This window comes from Streptomyces sp. NPDC052012, from assembly GCF_040689265.1.
GTDB lineage: Bacteria > Actinomycetota > Actinomycetes > Streptomycetales > Streptomycetaceae > Streptomyces.
The window spans coordinates 119,924-139,529 of sequence record NZ_JBFAXA010000013.1 but is presented as its reverse complement, the minus strand read 5'-3'; the positions used below and the strand labels follow the sequence as shown (position 1 = coordinate 139,529).

Annotated in this window: 13 protein-coding genes; 10 read left to right on the top strand and 3 right to left on the bottom strand. The window is 71.8% G+C overall.

Translation table 11 applies throughout. The features are described 5' to 3' along the window. The first annotated feature begins 73 nt into the window (after positions 1–73). Together smc and AB0412_RS21600 are read left to right on the top strand one after the other, a co-directional pair. Positions 74–3,691, top strand: coding sequence for a chromosome segregation protein SMC (gene smc / locus AB0412_RS21605; RefSeq protein ID WP_366404212.1), 3,618 nt, complete (start codon positions 74–76; stop codon positions 3,689–3,691). Between the two features lie 175 nt (positions 3,692–3,866). After that, a complete protein-coding gene (locus AB0412_RS21600) occupies positions 3,867–5,285 on the top strand; it encodes a sugar porter family MFS transporter (RefSeq protein ID WP_366404211.1) in 1,419 nt (472 codons plus the stop codon). A 144-nt stretch (positions 5,286–5,429) separates the two neighbouring features. On the opposite strand, the gene AB0412_RS21595 is transcribed toward AB0412_RS21600, so the two are convergent. Next, on the bottom strand, positions 5,430–6,401 hold the full coding sequence (locus tag AB0412_RS21595) for an LLM class flavin-dependent oxidoreductase (RefSeq protein ID WP_366404210.1): 972 nt from the start codon (positions 6,399–6,401) through the stop codon (positions 5,430–5,432). A 156-nt stretch (positions 6,402–6,557) separates the two neighbouring features. On the opposite strand from AB0412_RS21595, the gene ftsY reads away from it, so the two are divergent. After that, the gene (gene ftsY, locus AB0412_RS21590; RefSeq protein WP_366404209.1) at positions 6,558–7,763 is read left to right on the top strand and encodes a signal recognition particle-docking protein FtsY; all 1,206 of its coding nucleotides are present in this window, start codon (positions 6,558–6,560) and stop codon (positions 7,761–7,763) included. A gap of 124 nt (positions 7,764–7,887) precedes the next feature. On the opposite strand, the gene AB0412_RS21585 is transcribed toward ftsY, so the two are convergent. After that, positions 7,888–8,553, bottom strand: coding sequence for a bifunctional DNA primase/polymerase (locus AB0412_RS21585; protein ID WP_366404208.1), 666 nt, complete (start codon positions 8,551–8,553; stop codon positions 7,888–7,890). A gap of 446 nt (positions 8,554–8,999) precedes the next feature. On the opposite strand from AB0412_RS21585, the gene AB0412_RS21580 reads away from it, so the two are divergent. From AB0412_RS21580 to ffh, 5 genes are all read left to right on the top strand, one after another. Then, the gene (locus tag AB0412_RS21580; protein WP_366404207.1) at positions 9,000–10,496 is read left to right on the top strand and encodes a hypothetical protein; all 1,497 of its coding nucleotides are present in this window, start codon (positions 9,000–9,002) and stop codon (positions 10,494–10,496) included. Between the two features lie 339 nt (positions 10,497–10,835). After that, positions 10,836–12,173: an ammonium transporter gene (locus tag AB0412_RS21575; protein WP_366404206.1), complete on the top strand. Its 1,338-nt coding sequence runs from the start codon at positions 10,836–10,838 to the stop codon at positions 12,171–12,173. After that, the gene (locus AB0412_RS21570) at positions 12,170–12,508 is read left to right on the top strand and encodes a P-II family nitrogen regulator (protein ID WP_366404205.1); all 339 of its coding nucleotides are present in this window, start codon (positions 12,170–12,172) and stop codon (positions 12,506–12,508) included. The genes AB0412_RS21575 and AB0412_RS21570 overlap by 4 nt, the downstream gene beginning before the upstream one ends. A 23-nt stretch (positions 12,509–12,531) precedes the next feature. Next, on the top strand, positions 12,532–14,979 hold the full coding sequence (locus tag AB0412_RS21565; protein WP_366404204.1) for a [protein-PII] uridylyltransferase: 2,448 nt from the start codon (positions 12,532–12,534) through the stop codon (positions 14,977–14,979). Positions 14,980–15,058: 79 nt separating this feature from the next. Continuing rightward, positions 15,059–16,615 carry a signal recognition particle protein gene (gene ffh / locus AB0412_RS21560; RefSeq protein WP_366404203.1) on the top strand — a complete coding sequence of 519 codons (1,557 nt, stop codon included), beginning with the start codon at positions 15,059–15,061 and terminating at the stop codon, positions 16,613–16,615. Between the two features lie 46 nt (positions 16,616–16,661). Here the strand turns inward: ffh and AB0412_RS21555 are convergent, their stop codons facing one another. Further along, the gene (locus tag AB0412_RS21555; protein ID WP_366404202.1) at positions 16,662–17,510 is read right to left on the bottom strand and encodes a methyltransferase domain-containing protein; all 849 of its coding nucleotides are present in this window, start codon (positions 17,508–17,510) and stop codon (positions 16,662–16,664) included. A 530-nt stretch (positions 17,511–18,040) separates the two neighbouring features. Between AB0412_RS21555 and AB0412_RS21550 the strand changes: the two genes are divergently transcribed. Continuing rightward, the gene (locus tag AB0412_RS21550; RefSeq protein ID WP_366404201.1) at positions 18,041–18,637 is read left to right on the top strand and encodes a hypothetical protein; all 597 of its coding nucleotides are present in this window, start codon (positions 18,041–18,043) and stop codon (positions 18,635–18,637) included. A 547-nt stretch (positions 18,638–19,184) separates the two neighbouring features. Further along, on the top strand, positions 19,185–19,604 hold the full coding sequence (gene rpsP, locus AB0412_RS21545) for a 30S ribosomal protein S16 (RefSeq protein ID WP_260828656.1): 420 nt from the start codon (positions 19,185–19,187) through the stop codon (positions 19,602–19,604). Positions 19,605–19,606 lie beyond the last annotated feature (2 nt).

Sequence of the window (19,606 nt, the reverse complement as noted above, 5' to 3'; positions counted from 1 at the left end):
TGCCCTGCACGTTCACCCGTGAAACCGCGCGTTCATGGAGTGAGACATCCCCCGCCGGGTAGAGTCCGGCGGCGTGCACCTCAAGGCCCTGACCCTCCGCGGCTTCAAGTCGTTCGCCTCGGCGACCACGCTCCGGTTCGAGCCGGGCATCACGTGTGTCGTGGGACCGAACGGCTCGGGCAAGTCCAACGTGGTGGACGCGCTCAGCTGGGTCATGGGCGAGCAGGGCGCCAAGTCGCTGCGCGGCGGCAAGATGGAGGACGTCATCTTCGCCGGCACCACCGGCCGCCCCCCGCTCGGCCGTGCCGAGGTGTCGCTGACCATCGACAACTCCGACGGGGCCCTGCCCATCGAGTACGCCGAGGTCACCATCACGCGGATCATGTTCCGCAACGGCGGCAGCGAGTACCAGATCAACGGCGACACCTGCCGCCTCCTCGACATCCAGGAACTGCTCTCCGACTCCGGCATCGGCCGCGAGATGCACGTCATCGTCGGCCAGGGCCAGCTCGACTCCGTGCTGCACGCCGACCCCATGGGCCGCCGCGCCTTCATCGAGGAGGCCGCCGGCGTCCTCAAGCACCGCAAGCGCAAGGAGAAGGCGCTGCGCAAGCTGGACGCGATGCAGGCCAACCTCGCCCGCGTGCAGGACCTCACCGACGAACTGCGCCGCCAGCTCAAGCCCCTGGGCCGGCAGGCCGCCGTCGCCCGCAGGGCCGCCGTCATCCAGGCCGACCTGCGCGACGCCCGCCTGCGCCTCCTCGCCGACGACCTCGTACGGCTCCGGGAGGCGCTCAAGGCCGAGGTCGCCGACGAGGCGGCCCTGAAGGAACGCAAGGAGGCCGCCGAGCAGGAGCTGAAGAAGGCGCTCCAGCGCGAGGCCCTGCTGGAGGACGAGGTCCGCCGGCTCACCCCGCGCCTGCAGAACGCCCAGCAGACCTGGTACGAGCTCTCCCAGCTCGCCGAGCGCGTCCGCGGCACGATCTCGCTGGCCGACGCCCGCGTGAAGAGCGCCACCTCCGCACCGCCGGAGGAACGGCGCGGTCGCGACCCCGAGGAGATGGAGCGCGAGGCCGCCCGCATCCGCGAACAGGAAGCCGAGCTGGAGGCTGCCCTGGAGGCGGCCGAGCGCGCCCTGGAGGACACGGTCGCCCACCGTGCCGAACTGGAGCGCGAACTCGCCCAGGAGGAGCGGCGGCTGAAGGACGCCGCCCGTGCCATCGCCGACCGCCGAGAGGGCCTCGCCCGCCTCAAGGGCCAGGTCGGCGCCGCCCGTTCCCGCGCCGCCGCCGCCCAGGCCGAGATCGAGCGCCTGGCCGCCGCCCGCGACGAGGCCCAGGAGCGGGCCGTCGCGGCCCAGGAGGAGTACGAGGCGCTCAAGGCCGAGGTCGACGGCCTCGACGCCGGTGACGCGGAACTCGCCGGACAGCACGAGGCGGCCAAGCGCCGGCTCGCCGAGGCGGAGACGGCCCTGGCCGCCGCCCGCGAGGCTGTCACCGCCGCGGAACGCAAGCGCGCCGCCACCCAGGCCCGCCACGAGGCCCTGGCCATGGGCCTGCGGCGCAAGGACGGCACGGGCGCACTCCTGACCGCGAAGGACCGCCTCACGGGCTTGCTGGGTCCCGCCGCGGAACTGCTCACGGTGACACCGGGCTACGAGGTCCCGCTGGCGGCAGCCTTCGGCGCGGCGGCAGACGCGATCGCGGTCACCAGCCCGTCCTCGGCGGCCGACGCGATCCGCCTGCTGCGCAAGCAGGATGCCGGCAGGGCAGCTCTGCTGGTGGCAGGTCCGCAGGAGGATGAAACACAGGGCGCCGCAAGCTCCCTCAGGGGCGCGGGGAACCGCACGACCAGCCACAACGCACCCGCACCCGCCGACCTCCCCGCCACCGCCCTCCCCGCAACGCGCCTCATCACCGGCCCCAGCGACCTGATGCCGGCCGTCCGCCGCCTCCTCCACGACATCGTCGTCGTCAGCACCCTCGAAGACGCCGAGGACCTGATCTACACCCACCCCCACCTCACCGCCGTCACCGCCGAAGGCGACCTCCTCGGCGCCCACTACGCCCACGGCGGCTCCGCGGCCGCCCCCAGCCTCCTCGAAGTCCAGGCCTCCGTGGACGAGGCCGCCGCCGAACTGGAGGAACTGGCGGTCCGGTGCGAGGAACTCGCACAGGCACAGGCCGCCGCGGCGGAACAACGCAAGGAGGCCGCCACCCTTGTCGAGGAACTGGGCGAACGCCGCCGCGCCGCCGACCGCGAGAAGAACACCGTCGCCCAGCAGCTCGGCCGCCTCGCCGGCCAGGCGCGCGGCGCCGCCGGTGAGGCCGAGCGCTCCACCGCGGCGGCCGCCCGCGCCCAGGAAGCCCTGGACAAGGCCCTCACCGACGCCGAGGAACTCGCCGAACGGCTGGCCGTCGCCGAGGAGATGCCGTTCGAGGAGGAACCCGACACCTCCGTACGCGACCGGCTCGCGGCCGACGGGGCCAACGCCCGGCAGACCGAGATGGAGGCCCGCCTCCAGGTCCGTACGCACGAGGAGCGGGTGAAGGGACTCGCGGGGCGGGCCGACTCCCTCGACCGGGCCGCCCGTGCGGAGCGCGAGGCGCGCGCGCGTGCCGAGCAGCGCAGGGCCCGGCTGCGCCACGAGGCCGCCGTCGCCGAGGCGGTCGCCTCAGGCGCCCGGCAGCTGCTCGCGCACGTCGAGGTGTCCCTCGCCCGCGCCGATCAGGAGCGCACCGCCGCCGAGGCCGCCAAGGCCCACCGCGAGCAGGAACTCGCCCGCGCCAGGACCGAGGGGCGCGATCTCAAGGCGGAACTCGACAAGTTGACGGACTCGGTCCACCGCGGCGAGGTGCTCGGCGCCGAGAAGCGGCTGCGGATCGAGCAGCTGGAGACGAAGGCGCTGGAGGAACTGGGTGTCGAACCGGCCGGGCTGATCGAGGAGTACGGCCCGCACCAGCTCGTGCCGCCCTCGCCCCCCGCCGAGGGCGAGGAGCTGCCGGAGGACCCGGAGCACCCGCGCAACCGGCCCCGCCCCTTCGTGCGGGCCGAGCAGGAGAAGCGACTGAAGGCCGCCGAGCGCGCCTACCAGCAGCTCGGCAAGGTCAACCCGCTCGCCCTGGAGGAGTTCGCGGCGCTGGAGGAACGCCACCAGTTCCTCAGCGAGCAGCTGGAGGACCTGAAGAAGACCCGCGCGGATCTGCTCCAGGTCGTCAAGGAGGTCGACGAACGCGTCGAGCAGGTCTTCACCGAGGCCTACCGGGACACTGCCCGGGAGTTCGAGGGTGTCTTCTCCCGCCTGTTCCCGGGCGGCGAGGGCCGCCTGGTGCTGACCGACCCGGACAACATGCTGACCACGGGCGTGGACGTCGAGGCGCGTCCGCCGGGCAAGAAGGTCAAGCGGCTCAGCCTGCTCTCGGGCGGCGAACGGTCGCTGACCGCCGTCGCGCTGCTCGTGTCGATCTTCAAGGCGCGGCCCAGCCCGTTCTACGTGATGGACGAGGTCGAGGCCGCCCTCGACGACACCAACCTCCAGCGGCTGATCCGGATCATGCAGGAGCTCCAGGAGGCCTCGCAGCTGATCGTGATCACGCACCAGAAGCGCACGATGGAGGTCGCCGACGCGCTCTACGGCGTCTCCATGCAGGGTGACGGCGTGTCCAAGGTCATCAGCCAGCGTCTGCGCTAGAACGGCGCAGCATCTTCAAGTTCTGAACACATGGTGGGTGAGCTGCGGGTAAGCGGCCCGTAAGGGGCTGTCTTATTGCTCACAATCTCGCCGCCGTCTCACCTATTGACTTCAAAAGTTGAAGGAATAGTCTCTGCAACGTCGCTTTTACCTTCAGGTACGTTCAGGTGGACCCGTGACCAGCACAGCGCAGAGCCCGAAGACAGGAGCCGCCTCGGCTCATCCCGATCACCTCGGGCATGTCATCTTCATCGCGGCGGCAGCCGCCATGGGCGGTTTCCTCTTCGGCTACGACAGCTCCGTGATCAACGGCGCCGTCGAGGCCATCCGCGACCGCTACGACATCGGCTCCGCCGCGCTCGCGCAGGTCATCGCCATCGCTCTGATCGGCTGCGCCGTCGGCGCCGCGACCGCCGGCCGTATAGCCGACCGCATCGGACGCATCCGGTGCATGCAGATCGCCGCGGTGCTGTTCACCGTCAGCGCCATCGGCTCCGCCCTGCCCTTCTCGCTGTACGACCTCGCCTTCTGGCGCGTGGTCGGCGGCTTCGCCATCGGCATGGCCTCCGTGATCGGGCCCGCCTACATCGCCGAGGTCGCCCCGCCCGCCTACCGCGGCCGCCTCGGCTCCTTCCAGCAGGCCGCGATCGTCGTCGGCATCGCCGTCTCCCAGCTGGTCAACTGGGGCATCCTGAACGCCGCCGACGGCGACCAGCGCGGTGAGCTGCTCGGCCTGGAGGCCTGGCAGCTGATGCTCGGCGTCATGGTCGTCCCCGCCGTCCTGTACGGCCTGCTCTCCTTCGCCATCCCCGAGTCGCCCCGCTACCTGATCTCCGTCGGCAAGCACGAGCGCGCCCGGGAGATCCTCGCCGAGGTCGAGGGCAAGGACATCGACCTGGACGCCCGCGTCACCGAGATCGAGACGGGTATGCACCGCGAGGAGAAGTCCAGCTTCAAGGACCTGCTCGGCGGCAGCTTCTTCTTCAAGCCGATCGTCTGGATCGGTATCGGCCTGTCGGTCTTCCAGCAGTTCGTCGGCATCAACGTCGCGTTCTACTACTCCTCGACGCTGTGGCAGTCGGTCGGCGTCGACCCGACGGACTCGTTCTTCTACTCCTTCACCACGTCGATCATCAACATCGTCGGCACCGTCATCGCGATGATCTTCGTCGACCGGATCGGCCGCAGGCCGCTCGCGATCATCGGCTCGGTCGGCATGGTGATCGGCCTCGCGCTGGAGGCCTGGGCGTTCTCCTTCGACCTCGTCGGCGGCAAGCTCCCGGAGACCCAGGGCTGGATCGCTCTGATCGCCGCCCACGTATTCGTTCTCTTCTTCGCCCTGTCGTGGGGTGTGGTCGTGTGGGTCATGCTCGGCGAGATGTTCCCCAACCGGATCCGCGCCGCCGCGCTCGGTGTCGCCGCCGCGGCGCAGTGGGTGGCCAACTGGGCCATCACCGCGAGCTTCCCGTCGCTGGCCGACTGGAACCTGTCGATCACCTACATGATCTACACCGCGTTCGCCGCGCTCTCCATCCCGTTCGTCCTGAAGTTCGTCAAGGAGACGAAGGGCAAGGCGCTGGAGGAGATGGGCTGACCGGCCCCGCACCACCGAAGAACCCGAGGAGGAAGGCTCCAGTCCCCGCTGCCCCACTCCTCGTACCCCCCACCACCGCCCCGGCCGGGTCCGCCCGCGCCGGGGCGGTGCCCTGTTCCGGTACGACCCGGCCGTGTCAGCGACTCAGCCGTCCAGCCGGGGCACGACCCGCTCCGCGAACAGCTGCAGGCTCCGCCACCCCTCGTCCACCGGCATCCCGCCCGCCAGCGGATGCAGGACGTATGTGTCGTGCCCCAGCGCCAGACACTCCTCCGGCGTGACGATCCGGTACACGCCCTCGGCGCGCAGCTCCTCCACCGTGGCCGCCGCCGACCGCACCGCCGAGCGGCTCCCGGACGGCTGCCAGGAGGCATAGGTCCGCGCCTCGTGCAGGAAGTGCGCCCCGCAGCGCGCCCAGGCCCGCTCCGGGTCCTCGGCGAGGTGCAGCAACGGCGTCTCGGCGGCCGGCATCATCGTCCAGCCCTCGGTGCCGTACTCCACGAGCCGCGCCTTGTAGTACGCCTCCAGCTCCGGCAGATGCGCGCTGGGGAAGAACGGCAGCCCGAAGCGGGCGGCGCGGCGCGCGGCGGCCCGGGAGGAGCCGCCGACCAGCAGCAACGGGTGCGGATCGGAGTACGGACGAGGGGTGACGCGTACGGTCCGGCCCCGGTGGGTGAACTCCTCGCCGGTCCACGCGGTGAGCAGGGTGTGCAGCAGCTCGTCCTGGAGCCTGCCGCGCTCGGTGAAGTCCACGCCGAACAGGGCGTACTCCTCCGGCCGGTACCCGATCCCGGCGACCGTGATCAGCCGGCCGCCGCTGAGCAGGTCCAGTACGGCGATCTCCTCGGCCAGCCGCAGCGGGTCGTGCAGGGGGCCGATCATCGCGGAGACGGTGACGCGGAGACGCCGGGTCGCCCCGAGGACGGCGCCCGCGAAGGCGAAGGGCGCGGACAGCCAGTTGTCGGGCACCCCGTGGTGCTCCTCCGTCTGCACGGTGGTGATCCCGCGGTCGTCTGCGTACGCCGCCATCTCCAGGGCGGCCCGGTAGCGGGCGGCGAGCTCGGCGGGGGAGGCGCCGGGGGCGACCAGGTTGAACCGTACGACCGTGACGGGCATGGCCCTCGTCCCCTCCGCGCCGAGCCGGTGACTGTGGGGCGGACCGTAGCTGACGTGTCGTCAGATCGCCAGGTCGCCGGCACCCTGCGCCACGGTCCGTCCGGGGGCGTCGCCATCGGTCCGTCCGGGGTGCCCATGGCTGATACTGGACGCGTTATGGACATCGTCATCCTTGCTGTAGTCATCGCCGTGGTCGTGCTCGGCGCGCTCGGCGGGCTCATCGTCGGCAGCCGGCGCAAGAAGCCGCTGCCTCCGCCGCCGCCCGCCGCGCCCGACATCACCGCCCCTCCGGCCGAGCCGCACGTCGGCGACGAGGCCGAGACGCCGCGGGAGGAACCGCGGCGCACCATCGAGGAGGTTGATCTTCCGGACGGCGGCGGCGCGCCCGTCGCCGTCGAGGAGCCCCCCACCGTCGAGGCTCCGCCGATCGAGATCCCGGAGCCCACCGCCGGCCGGCTGGTCCGGCTGCGCGCCCGGCTCTCCCGTTCGCAGAACGCCCTGGGCAAGGGCCTGCTCACCCTGCTGTCCCGCGAGCACCTCGACGAGGACACCTGGGAGGAGATCGAGGACACCCTGCTCACCGCCGACGTCGGCGTGCAGCCGACGCAGGAGCTGGTCGAGCAGCTGCGCGAGCGTGTGAAGGTGCTCGGCACGCGCACGCCCGCGGAGCTGCGCGGGCTGCTCCGCGAGGAGCTGATCAAACTGGTCGGTCCCGACATGGACCGCACCGTGCACACCGAGAACGCGGCCGGCGGTCCCGGCATCGTGATGGTCGTCGGCGTCAACGGCACCGGCAAGACCACCACCACCGGCAAGCTCGCCCGCGTCCTGGTGGCCGACGGCAACACCGTCGTCCTCGGCGCCGCCGACACCTTCCGTGCCGCCGCCGCCGATCAGCTGCAGACCTGGGCCGAGCGGGTCGGCGCGCACACCGTGCGCGGCCCCGAGGGCGGCGACCCGGCCTCCGTCGCGTTCGACGCGGTCAAGGAGGGCATCGAGATGTCCGCCGACGCCGTGCTCATCGACACCGCCGGCCGGCTGCACACCAAGACCGGCCTCATGGACGAGCTCGGCAAGGTCAAGCGCGTCGTGGAGAAGCACGCCCCGCTCGACGAGGTGCTGCTCGTGCTGGACGCCACCACCGGTCAGAACGGTCTCGTCCAGGCGCGGGTGTTCGCCGAGGTCGTCGACATCACCGGCATCGTGCTGACCAAGCTGGACGGCACGGCCAAGGGCGGCATCGTGATCGCGGTCCAGCGCGAGCTGGGCGTCCCGGTCAAGCTGATCGGCCTCGGCGAGGGCGCGGACGACCTCGCGCCGTTCGAGCCGGAGGCCTTCGTGGACGCGCTCATCGGGGACTGAGCCCCGGGGTACGTCCACCGACAGCGACAGCGAGGAAGCGCCCGCTCCGGAGACATCCGGGGACGGGCGCTTCGCCGTGCGCGGGGGAGGTGTGCGACGGGGGCGCGCGGTGGGGCGTGCGGCGCTACGCCCGTGACCGGTGGGCCACGTAGGCCAGCGTGCCCAGAAGCAGGCGGGCCTCCGGGGGGCGGGAGGCCGAGTCCAGGGCGGGGGAGCGGAGCCAGCGGACCGGGCCCAGGCCGGCGCGGTCGGAGGGCGGGGCCGTGATGTGGGTGCCGGGGCCGAGTCCACGCAGGTCGAGGGCGGTGGGGTCGTCCCAGCCCATGCGGTAGAGCAGCTCGGGCAGCGCGGCCGCCGCGCCGGGGGCGACGAAGAACTGGGCGCGGCCGTCCGGGGTGGCGGCGACCGGCCCGACGGGCAGGCCCATGCGCTCCAGCCGGGCCAGCGCGTGACATCCGGCGGGCTCGGCCACCTCGAGCACGTCGAAGGTCCGGCCGACCGGCAGCATCAGCGACGCGCCCGGGAACTCGGCCCAGGTCCTGGTCACCTCGTCCAGCGTCGCCCCCGCGGGGATCACCGGCGCGAAGTCCAGCGGATGCGCGCCCGGTGCCCGGCAGCCGGCCCGGCCGCACGAGCACGCACCGGCCGCCGTGCGGGCGCCCGGCACCACGTCCCAGCCCCACAGCCCGGTGTACTCCGCCACCGCGGTGCCGTCCGACGGGCGGCTCCGGCGACGCGAGCCGGACCGGATGTCGCGGATGCCCCGACTGATACCGATCGTGAAGCCCATGCCCCCTCCAACGGGTCCGACGCACCGGTGGTTACGCAGCGGACAGAGATTGTGACTCTCCGTCCTCAGCTTCCCCGCGCCGCTCGATTCAGTCAGCGCCTTGACGCGCCAAGGGTGGTGCGCGGAGCGCCGTGCGCCCCTGCGTACGTCGCTGCACCCACTCCTGGCTGTCCTATGTCAAGTGAATCGTGCGCCGGCGACCTTGAGTTCATACGAAGGGGTGGCGAATGGTGGCGATTGCGCATCCGCCATGGCTGGACGGGTGATCGTAGGATTACTTTGAGTGCACGGCTTCTTGGGGCACATGCACTCGTGGGTATGCCGGAGGCAACTCGGCTTTCCGTTCGAAGGGTGACAACCGCCGGACGGGCGGCCTCGACAACCGGCATTCTGATAGGGCTTGGCGCACTCGGCGACAAGTGGTCTTCAGGGATGGGGGCGTTCCAGTGAGCGGCAACGGCGGTAGCGGAGCGAACGCTGCGAGTGCGGAGAAACGCCCGAACGAGCTCCTCGCCTCGTGGTTCGTCCGCAGCGGCTGGTCCAAGGGCGAGCTCGCCCGCCAGGTCAACCGCAGAGCACGCCAGTTGGGCGCCAACCACATCTCCACCGACACCTCCCGCGTGCGCCGCTGGCTGGACGGCGAGAACCCGCGCGAGCCGATCCCCCGGATCCTGTCCGAGCTGTTCTCCGAACGCTTCGGTGTCGTCGTCTCCGTCGAGGACCTGGGCCTGCGCAACACCCGCCCGGCACCCTCCGCGACCGGCGTCGACCTGCCCTGGACGGGCCCGCAGACCGTGGCCCTGCTCAGCGAGTTCTCGCGCAGCGACCTGATGCTGGCGCGGCGCGGCTTCCTCGGGAGCTCGCTGGCCCTCTCCGCGGGCCCGTCCCTCATCGAGCCCATGCAGCGCTGGCTCGTCCCGACCCCCTCGGCGCCGCAGCAGCGCCCCGAGCCCGAGCCGGTGTCCTCCTCCGCCCGCGCCCGCGGCCGGCTGTCCAGGCCGGAGCTGGACCTGCTGGAGACCACCACCGTGATGTTCCGGCAGTGGGACGCCCAGTGCGGCGGCGGCCTGCGCCGCAAGGCGGTCGTCGGCCAGCTGCACGAGGTGACCGACCTCCTCCAGGAACCCCAGCCCGAGGCCACCACCCGCCGCCTGTTCAAGGTCGCCGCCGAACTCGCCGAACTGGCCGGCTGGATGTCGTACGACGTGGGGCTCCAGCCCACCGCGCAGAAGTACTTCGTGCTCGCGCTGCACGCCGCCAAGGAGGCGGGCGACCGGCCGCTCGGCTCCTACATCCTGTCCAACATGAGCCGCCAGATGATCCACCTCGGCCGCCCCGAGGACGCCCTGGAGCTCATCCACCTCGCCCAGTACGGCAGCCGCGACTGCGCGAGCCCGCGCACCCAGTCGATGCTGTATGCGATGGAGGCCCGCGCCTACGCCAACATGGGCCAGCCCGGCCGGTGCAAGCGCGCGGTCAGGATGGCCGAGGACACCTTCGCCGAGGCCGACGAGTGGGACGAGCCGGACCCCGACTGGATCAAGTTCTTCTCCGAGGCCGAGCTCTACGGGGAGAACTCCCACTCCTTCCGCGACCTCGCCTATGTCGCCGGCCGCAGCCCCACCTACGCCTCCCTCGCCGAGCCGCTGATGAAGCGGGCCGTGGAGCTGTTCTCCCAGGAGGCCGGCGAGCACCAGCGCTCGTACGCCCTCAACCTGATCGGCATGGCCACCGTGCATCTGCTCCAGCGCGAGCCCGAACAGGGGGCGGTTCTGGCCACCGAGGCCATCAAGGCGGCCAAGAAGGTCCGCTCGGAGCGCGTCAACACTCGTATCCGAAAGACGGTGGACACCGCCGCCCGTGACTTCGGCACGGTGGCCGAGGTCGTCGATCTCACCGAACGACTCGCCGTCGAGCTGCCCGAGACCGCGGAGGCGGTCTGACCTTCCCCGCGGAGATTCGCGGAACCCCAAGGCCCCGGCCGCGGCCGGCCCTCCCGAACTGCCCGACTCGGCTCCCCCATGCCAGTCATTCGGAAGGCCGGCCGCGGCCGGCTTGCGTTCCCCGCGGGGAAGATTGCGCCACGATAACGATCGGCGCCCCCGGCATCTGCCAGTTCACCGACGCGTAACACACCCGGTGCCTTCGTCACGGCGGCGAAACAACGAGGGGCTTCCACCGAAACCGCGCTGCGCCAATCTCATGGCGCATAACCGGCCCACCCCTCATGGCCCGCTCAGGCTTCGCCCGCACGGGGCCGTACCAACGACGAGGAGACGCCGATGGCTCCAGCCATCACGCTTGCCGCAGAGACCGAGCTCTCTGCCGCCAACACAGGCTTCATGCTCATCTGCTCCGCCCTGGTGATGCTCATGACCCCGGGCCTGGCCTTCTTCTACGGAGGCATGGTCCGCGTCAAAAGCACCCTGAACATGCTGATGATGAGCTTCATCAGCCTCGGCATCGTCACCGTCCTGTGGGTGCTGTACGGCTTCTCGCTCGCCTTCGGCACCGACTCCGGCAGCCTCATCGGCTGGAACTCCGACTGGGTCGGCCTCAGCAACATCGGCCTGACCGAGCTGTGGGACGGCTACACCATCCCGGTCTTCGTCTTCCTGGTCTTCCAGCTGATGTTCGCCGTCCTCACCCCGGCGCTGATCAGCGGCGCCCTCGCCGACCGGGTGAAGTTCACCGCCTGGGCGCTGTTCGTCGCCCTGTGGGTCACGGTCGTCTACTTCCCCGTCGCCCACTGGGTCTGGGGCAGCGGCGGCTGGGCCTTCGAGCTGGGCGTGATCGACTTCGCCGGTGGTACGGCCGTCCACATCAACGCGGGTGCCGCCGCGCTCGGCGTCATCCTGGTCATCGGCAAGCGCGTCGGCTTCAAGAAGGACCCGATGCGCCCGCACAGTCTGCCGCTGGTCATGCTCGGTGCCGGTCTGCTGTGGTTCGGCTGGTTCGGCTTCAACGCCGGCTCGTGGCTCGGCAACGACGACGGCGTGGGCGCGCTGATGTTCGTCAACACCCAGGTCGCCACCGGCGCCGCCGTCCTCGGCTGGCTCGCCTACGAGAAGATCCGCCACGGCGCGTTCACCACCCTCGGCGCCGCCTCCGGCGCGGTCTCCGGTCTGGTCGCCATCACCCCGGCCGGCGGCGCGGTCTCCCCGCTCGGCGCGATCGCCATCGGCGTCATCGCCGGTGTGCTGTGCGCCATGGCCGTCGGCCTGAAGTACAAGCTCGGCTACGACGACTCCCTGGACGTCGTCGGCGTCCACCTCGTCGGCGGCATCCTCGGCTCCCTGCTCATCGGCTTCTTCGCCACCGGCAAGGGCCAGTCCGACGTCGCGGGCCTCTTCTACGGCGGCGGCCTGGACCAGTTCTGGAAGCAGTGCGCCGGTGTCTTCGGTGTCCTCGCCTACTCGCTGGTCGTCTCCGCGATCCTCGCCTTCCTCCTCGACAAGACGATCGGTATGCGAGTCTCCGAGGACGAGGAGGTGGCCGGCATCGACCAGGCCGAGCACGCCGAGACCGCATACGACTTCAGCGGCGCCGGCGGCGGCGCGGCCCGGACCGCCGCCACCGCCCCCGTCGCCCCGGCCGAGTCCAAGAAGGTGGACGCATGAAGCTCATCACCGCCGTCGTGAAGCCGCACCGGCTCGACGAGATCAAGGAGGCCCTGCAGGCCTTCGGCGTACAGGGTCTGACCGTCACCGAGGCCAGCGGCTACGGCCGCCAGCGCGGCCACACCGAGGTCTACCGCGGTGCCGAGTACACCGTCGACCTGGTGCCCAAGATCCGCATCGAGGTGCTGGTCGAGGACGACGACGCCGAACAGCTCATCGAGGTCGTCGTCAAGGCGGCCCGTACCGGCAAGATCGGTGACGGCAAGGTCTGGTCGATCCCGGTCGAGACGGCCGTACGGGTCCGGACCGGCGAGCGCGGCCCGGACGCGCTCTGACACACGGGAACAGGAGTCGCTGGGTGACGAGTACGGACGTGACGAAAGAAGCAGAGGACTCGGGACCCAGCGGCTACGCGGCGGCCCGGCTGCGCCTCCTCACCGAGGGGGCGCGGTCCGGGCCGCCGCGCCGTGCCGGCCTCGCCGACCTCACCGACGAATGGCTCACCGGGCTGTTCGCGGCGGGCGCGGAAGGGCTGCGCGGCGTGTCCCTGGTCGCCGTCGGCGGCTACGGGCGCGCGGAGCTGTCGCCCCGCAGCGACCTCGACCTGCTCCTGCTGCACGACGGCGGCGACCCCAAGGGCGTCGCCGCCCTCGCCGACCGGCTCTGGTACCCGGTGTGGGACCTGGGCCTCGCCCTCGACCACTCCGTGCGCACCCCGGCCGAGGCCCGCAGGACCGCCGGGGAGGACCTCAAGGTCCAGCTCGGCCTGCTCGACGCCCGGCACATCGCCGGCGACCTGGGCCTCACCACCGGTCTGCGCACGGCCGTCCTCGCCGACTGGCGCAACCAGGCACCCAAACGGCTTCCGGAGCTGCAGGAACTGTGCGCCGACCGCGCCGAGCGCATGGGGGAGCTGCAGTACCTCCTGGAGCCCGACCTCAAGGAGGCCCGCGGCGGGCTGCGCGACGCCACCGCCCTGCGCGCCGTCGCCGCCTCCTGGCTCGCCGACGCCCCGCGCGAGGGCCTCGCCGACGCCCGCCGACGCCTCCTCGACGTCCGGGACGCGCTCCATCTGACCACCGGCCGCGCCACCGACCGGCTCGCGCTCCAGGAGCAGGACCAGGTGGCGGCCGAGCTGGGCCTGCTCGACGCCGACGCCCTGCTGCGGCAGGTGTACGAGGCGGCCCGCGTCATCGCGTACGCCTCCGACGTCACCTGGCGCGAGGTGGGGCGCGTGCTGCGCTCGCGCGCCGTGCGGCCCCGGCTGCGCGCCATGCTCGGCGGCGGGAAGCCCACCGCCGAGCGGTCCCCGCTCGCCGAGGGGGTCGTGGAACAGGAGGGCGAGGTGGTGCTCGCCCGCACCGCGCGCCCCGAACGCGACCCTGTGCTCCCCCTGCGCGCCGCAGCCGCCGCCGCCCAGGCCGGACTCCCGCTCTCCCTGCACGCCGTACGGCGCCTCGCCGCCACCGTGCGCCCCCTGCCCACGCCCTGGCCCGCCGAGGCACGTGAGCAGCTCGTGACCCTGCTGGGCTCCGGCCGCCCCACCGTCGAGGTGTGGGAGGCGCTGGAGGCCGAGGGCCTGATCAACCAACTGCTGCCCGACTGGGAACGGGTCCGCTGCCGCCCCCAGCGCAACGCCGTCCACCTGTGGACCGTGGACCGGCACCTCATCGAGACCGCCGTCCGCGCCTCCGAACTCACCCGCCGCGTCAGCCGCCCCGACCTGCTCCTCGTCGCCGCGCTGCTGCACGACATCGGCAAGGGCTGGCCCGGCGACCACTCCGTGGCCGGGGAGACCATCGCCCGGGACGTCGCCGCCCGCATCGGCTTCGACCAGCGCGACGTCACCGTGATCGCCACCCTCGTACGCCACCACCTGCTGCTCGTGGAGACCGCCACCCGGCGCGATCTGGAGGACCCGGCCACCGTCCGCGCGGTCGCCGACGCCGTCCGGTCCCAGGGCACCCTGGAGCTGCTGCACGCCCTCACCGAGGCGGACGCCCTCGCCACCGGACCGGCGGCCTGGTCGTCCTGGCGTGCCTCCCTCGTCACCGACCTGGTGAAACGGGTCTCCGCGGTGCTCTCCGGGGAGGTTCCGGACGTGCCCGAGGACACCGCACCCACCGCCGAACAGGAGCGCCTCGCCCTGGAGGCCGCCGCCACCGGCGGGCCCGTGCTGGCCCTGCGGGCCCAGACCGAGCCGCCCACCGGGCAGGAACCCTCCGGCGACCCGGAGCCGCTCGGCGTGGAACTCCTCATCGCCGTGCCCGACCAGCCGGGCGTGCTGCCGGCGGTGGCCGGCGTGCTCGCCATGCACCGCCTGACCGTACGCACCGCCGAGCTGCGTGCCGTCGGCCTGCCCGACGGCGTCGACGGCTCCGTCCTGCTGCTCGACTGGCGGGTCGCCGCCGAGTACGGCTCCCTGCCCCAGGCCGCCCGCCTGCGCGCGGACCTGGTGCGTGCCCTGGAGGGCACCCTGGACATCGCGGCCCGCCTCGCCGAACGCGACGCCGCCTACCCGCGCCGCCGGGGCGTGGTCCCGCCCCCGCCCCGCGTGACCGTCGCCCCGGCCGCCTCCCGCCTGGCCACGGTCATCGAGGTCCGCGCCCAGGACGCCCCGGGGCTGCTCTTCCGCATCGGGCGGGCACTGGAGGACGCGGGAGTACGGGTGCGCAGCGCGCATGTGAGCACGCTGGGGGCGAACGCCGTGGACGCGTTCTACGTCACCGGTCCGGAAGGGGCCCCGCTGCCCGGTGAGGAGGCCGTGACGGTGACGGGGAAACTGGAGGAGACCCTGCGTGGGTGAGGACACCCCGGCGACTTGTGCGTCCGGGATACCCTGGAGGGCGATTCCCTAGCCACCGACTCCGAGGACCGACGCCGCCGTGTTCGATACTCTTTCCGATCGCCTCTCAGCGACCTTCAAGAACTTGCGCGGCAAGGGGCGCTTGAGCGAAGCGGACATCGACGCCACGGCGCGCGAGATCCGTATCGCGCTCCTTGAAGCGGACGTGGCCCTGCCGGTCGTCCGCTCCTTCATCAAGAACGTCAAGGAGCGCGCCCTCGGCGCGGAGGTCTCCAAGGCGCTCAACCCCGCCCAGCAGGTCCTCAAGATCGTCAACGAGGAACTGATCACCATCCTCGGCGGCGAGACGCGCCGGCTGCGCTTCGCCAAGCAGCCGCCGACCGTGATCATGCTGGCCGGTCTGCAGGGTGCCGGCAAGACCACCCTCGCGGGCAAGCTCGGCAGGTGGCTCAAGGAGCAGGGGCACTCCCCGCTCCTGGTCGCCGCCGACCTCCAGCGCCCCAACGCCGTCAACCAGCTCAGCGTCGTCGCCGAGCGCGCCGGCGTCGCGGTCTACGCGCCCGAGCCGGGCAACGGCGTCGGTGACCCGGTCAAGGTCGCCAAGGACTCCATCGACTTCGCGAAGTCCAAGGTCCACGACATCGTCATCGTCGACACCGCCGGCCGCCTCGGCATCGACCAGGAGATGATGCAGCAGGCCGCGGACATCCGGGACGCGGTCTCGCCGGACGAGATCCTGTTCGTCGTCGACGCGATGATCGGTCAGGACGCGGTCAACACCGCCGAGGCCTTCCGCGACGGCGTCGGCTTCGACGGCGTGGTGCTGTCCAAGCTCGACGGTGACGCCCGCGGTGGTGCGGCCCTGTCCATCCGCCAGGTCACCGGCAAGCCGATCATGTTCGCGTCGAACGGCGAGAAGCTCGACGACTTCGACGCCTTCCACCCGGACCGGATGGCCTCCCGCATCCTCGACATGGGTGACCTGCTCACCCTGATCGAGCAGGCGGAGAAGACCTTCGACCAGGCCGAAGCCCAGAAGATGGCCGAGAAGCTGGCCTCCAAGAAGGGCCAGGACTTCACCCTCGACGACTTCCTGGCCCAGATGGAGCAGGTCAGGAAGATGGGCTCCATCTCCAAGCTGCTCGGCATGCTCCCGGGCATGGGCCAGATCAAGGACCAGATCAACAACCTCGACGAGCGGGACGTCGACCGCACCGCCGCGATCATCAAGTCGATGACCCCGGGCGAGCGCCAGGACCCGACGATCATCAACGGCTCGCGCCGCGCCCGTATCGCCAAGGGTTCCGGTGTCGAGGTCAGCGCCGTGAAGAACCTGGTCGAGCGGTTCTTCGAGGCCCGCAAGATGATGTCCCGCATGGCCCAGGGCGGCATGCCGGGGATGCCCGGCATGCCCGGGATGCCGGGCATGGGCGGCGGCCCCGGCCGGACCAAGAAGAAGCAGAAGCAGGCCAAGGGCAAGCAGCGCTCCGGCAACCCGATGAAGCGCAAGCAGCAGGAGCAGGAGGCCGCCGCGCGCCGCGCCGCCGCGGCCGAGGGCGCGGGCGCCTTCGGACTGCCGCAGCAGGGCGGCAAGGACTTCGAACTCCCGGACGAGTTCAAGAAGTTCATGGGCTGACCGACCGGCGCCCCGGGGTCCTGCCCCGGGGCCTTCCGGGTCCGGGTCAGCGGGTACGTGCGATCAGATAGCGGAACACGTTCGGCATCCACACGGTGCCGTCCGGCCGCTGATACGGGTGCAGCGCCTCCGTGAGCTCCTTGTCGACCTGCACCTGGTCCGTGGCGCTGATCGCCGCGTCGAACAGCCCCGTCGACTTCAGGCCACGCACCGCGCTGCCGACATCGGCATACCCGAACGGGCAGGCCACCCGTCCGGAGCCGTCCGGCCGCAGACCCGCCCGCTGGGCGACCTCCTCCAGATCGTCGCGGTGGGCGGAACGCCAGGTGCCGCGCAGCGGTTCCGCCAGCTTCGTGGCCACGCGGAGCACGGACGCCGTGGTGCACCGCTCCGGCGGACCCCAGCCGGCCAGCACCACGGCCGCTCCGCGCTCGGCGAGCGGCGTCGCCTCCGCGAGCAGCTCACCCAGCCCCTCCGCGTCCCCCGAGCGGCAGCCGATCGGCTCGAAGGCGGTGACCACGGTGTACCCGGGCGTGTCCGCGCGGGCGGTGTCCCCGGGAGAGCCGGCCACGATCCGGGTCCCGGTACGCGCGCGTGCCTCACGGTGGTCCGGAAGCAGCCGCTGCCGCGCGAGGTCGAGCCGGTCGGTGGAGGTGTCGACACCGGTGATCGTGGCGCCGCGCGAGGCCGCCATCAGCAGCGCCAGCCCGGAGCCGCAGCCGAGTCCCAGCAGTCGTGTCGCGGGTCCCACGTCCAGTCGCTCGTAGACGGCCTCGATGAGCGGTACGAGCATCCGCTCCTGTATCTCCGACCAGTCACGCGCGCGTGCACGCAGGTCCACGCGGGGGACGGCCCCCGTGTGAGGCAGGTGCTGCCGCACGAGCGTAGGTGTCATAGGTAAGCGCCCCAATCAGCCGAGAATTGCCGCCGTGCCGGTTTCCATGGCCCCCGTGCAGTGCGCTCGCACTACCCCCGTATGTCAGGTAACTCCCCCCTCGACCCGGCGTCCAGTGGAATGCGGCGGCGGCTTGGGAGTTGCTCGTGCCAGTGGCAAGAATTCACATTCCGGCAATCCGGAGGCGCCCCGACGGCGCCGGAGGCGGGGCCGGTGCCGGTCGCAGGAGGCGGGCCCGGTAATCTCGCGGCCGAGGCGCGTGCCGTCCGGGACGTGACCTTCCGCCGCGAGAGCGACCGAAACACCTCTTGCGCATCAGCGGGACACCGCTGCCCCGCCGTGCGGACACCGTGTACGCGCTGGGCCGTACGTCAGCCTACGCACCGGCTTGGGACGAGCTGCGAGGCTTCTCCACAGATCGGCGCACCCGCCCTCGTCGGGACGCATCAGCGGCAACTGACGGGTACGTGCAAATTATTTGGGATGCCCCGGAATCGGAACACAGAGGCACCCAGGCTCGTTGTCATTACGTGAGCACGACACAGACACCACCTGTACTCGCCGCAGAGCTGGCGCAGGCGTGGGCCGACATTCAGCGGCACCACCCCGAGCTGCCCGATCTTGCCGCGCCCGAGTCCCTGATCGGGGAGTCGTCGTCCGCGTGCGGTCACGAGCTCTCCTTCGAGCGACTGCTGCACGAGGCAGTCCACGGCATCGCCGCCGCGCGCGGCGTTCGCGACACATCCCGTGCCGGCCGCTACCACAACCGCAGATTCCTCGCGATCGCCGAGGAGCTGGGCCTGGACCACCCCGACGAGCCGCACCCCAGCAGCGGCTTCTCGCTGGTCACGCTCACGCCCGAGGCGAAGCGCCGGTACCGCCCGACGATCGAGCGGCTCCAGCGCGCCCTGAAGGCCCACTCCGCCGCGACGGCGGGCGACACCGCGCGCAGTTTCCGGGGTCCGGCCGCCCGGCACGGCTCCTCCGGGGGCGGCGTCCGCGTCAAGGCCGTCTGCGACTGCGGCCGCAACGTCCGCGTCGTCCCGTCCGTCCTCGCCCAGGCCCCCATCGTCTGCGGCGGTTGCGGCAAGCCGTTCCGCATCCCGGAGGTAGCCGGCGCGGCGTGACGCCGGCCCTACGGATCCCGGCAACTCGTGGCTGCCGGAACCACCGGGGAACGTCGTCAGACGACCGGACACCGCTCCGTCGGCCGGGGGTGTGCCTGCGCGTCGTGCACGCCCGTGCCGTTGACCTACGGGTGCGCGGGCTTGCCGTGCGCGCTCGTGCCGTCGATCCGCGCGGGCCTACGGCCGGGCGGGTGCGCTTGTGCCGGCGGATGGGTCGGTCAGGCGGGGCGCGGCCAGGGCGTCGATTCCGGGCAGTCGTGCCGCAGGGCGGCACGGGTGGGCGTGCACGGTGCCTTCTCGGCGCCGGGCTGCGCGATCGGCACCCGGCCCGCCGGAACGCCAGGTGCCGATGCAGCATGCCCACCCTCACCCAACCCCTCGGCTCAAGGCGACCCGCAGGGTATGGCACAATGGCTAGCTGTACTCGACAGCCGCACAGGACCCCTCTCTCCTCCGGCTGACGCGTCCATCGGGCACTCGGGTACCGCAACCCCACGCGGCCATCTCGCCGTGCCCAACCACGTCAAATCCAGGAGAACCCACTCCCGTGGCAGTCAAGATCAAGCTGAAGCGTCTGGGCAAGATCCGTTCGCCTCACTACCGCATCGTCGTCGCCGACTCCCGTACCCGCCGTGACGGCCGGGCCATCGAGGAGATCGGCAAGTACCACCCGACGTACAACCCGTCGGTGATGGAGGTCGACAGCGAGCGTGTGGCGTACTGGCTCTCTGTCGGCGCCCAGCCGACCGAGCCCGTGCTCGCCATCCTCAAGAAGACCGGCGACTGGCAGAAGTTCAAGGGCGAGCCCGCCCCGGCGCCTCTGCTGCAGCCGGAGGAGAAGCCCGCGCGTCCGTCGTTCGAGGCGATCAGCGGCGAGGACGAGGGCAAGGGTGAGGCCATCACCCAGAAGAAGAAGGCTGAGAAGAAGGACGAGGCCTCCGCCGAGTCCGCGTCGACCGAGGCCTGAGC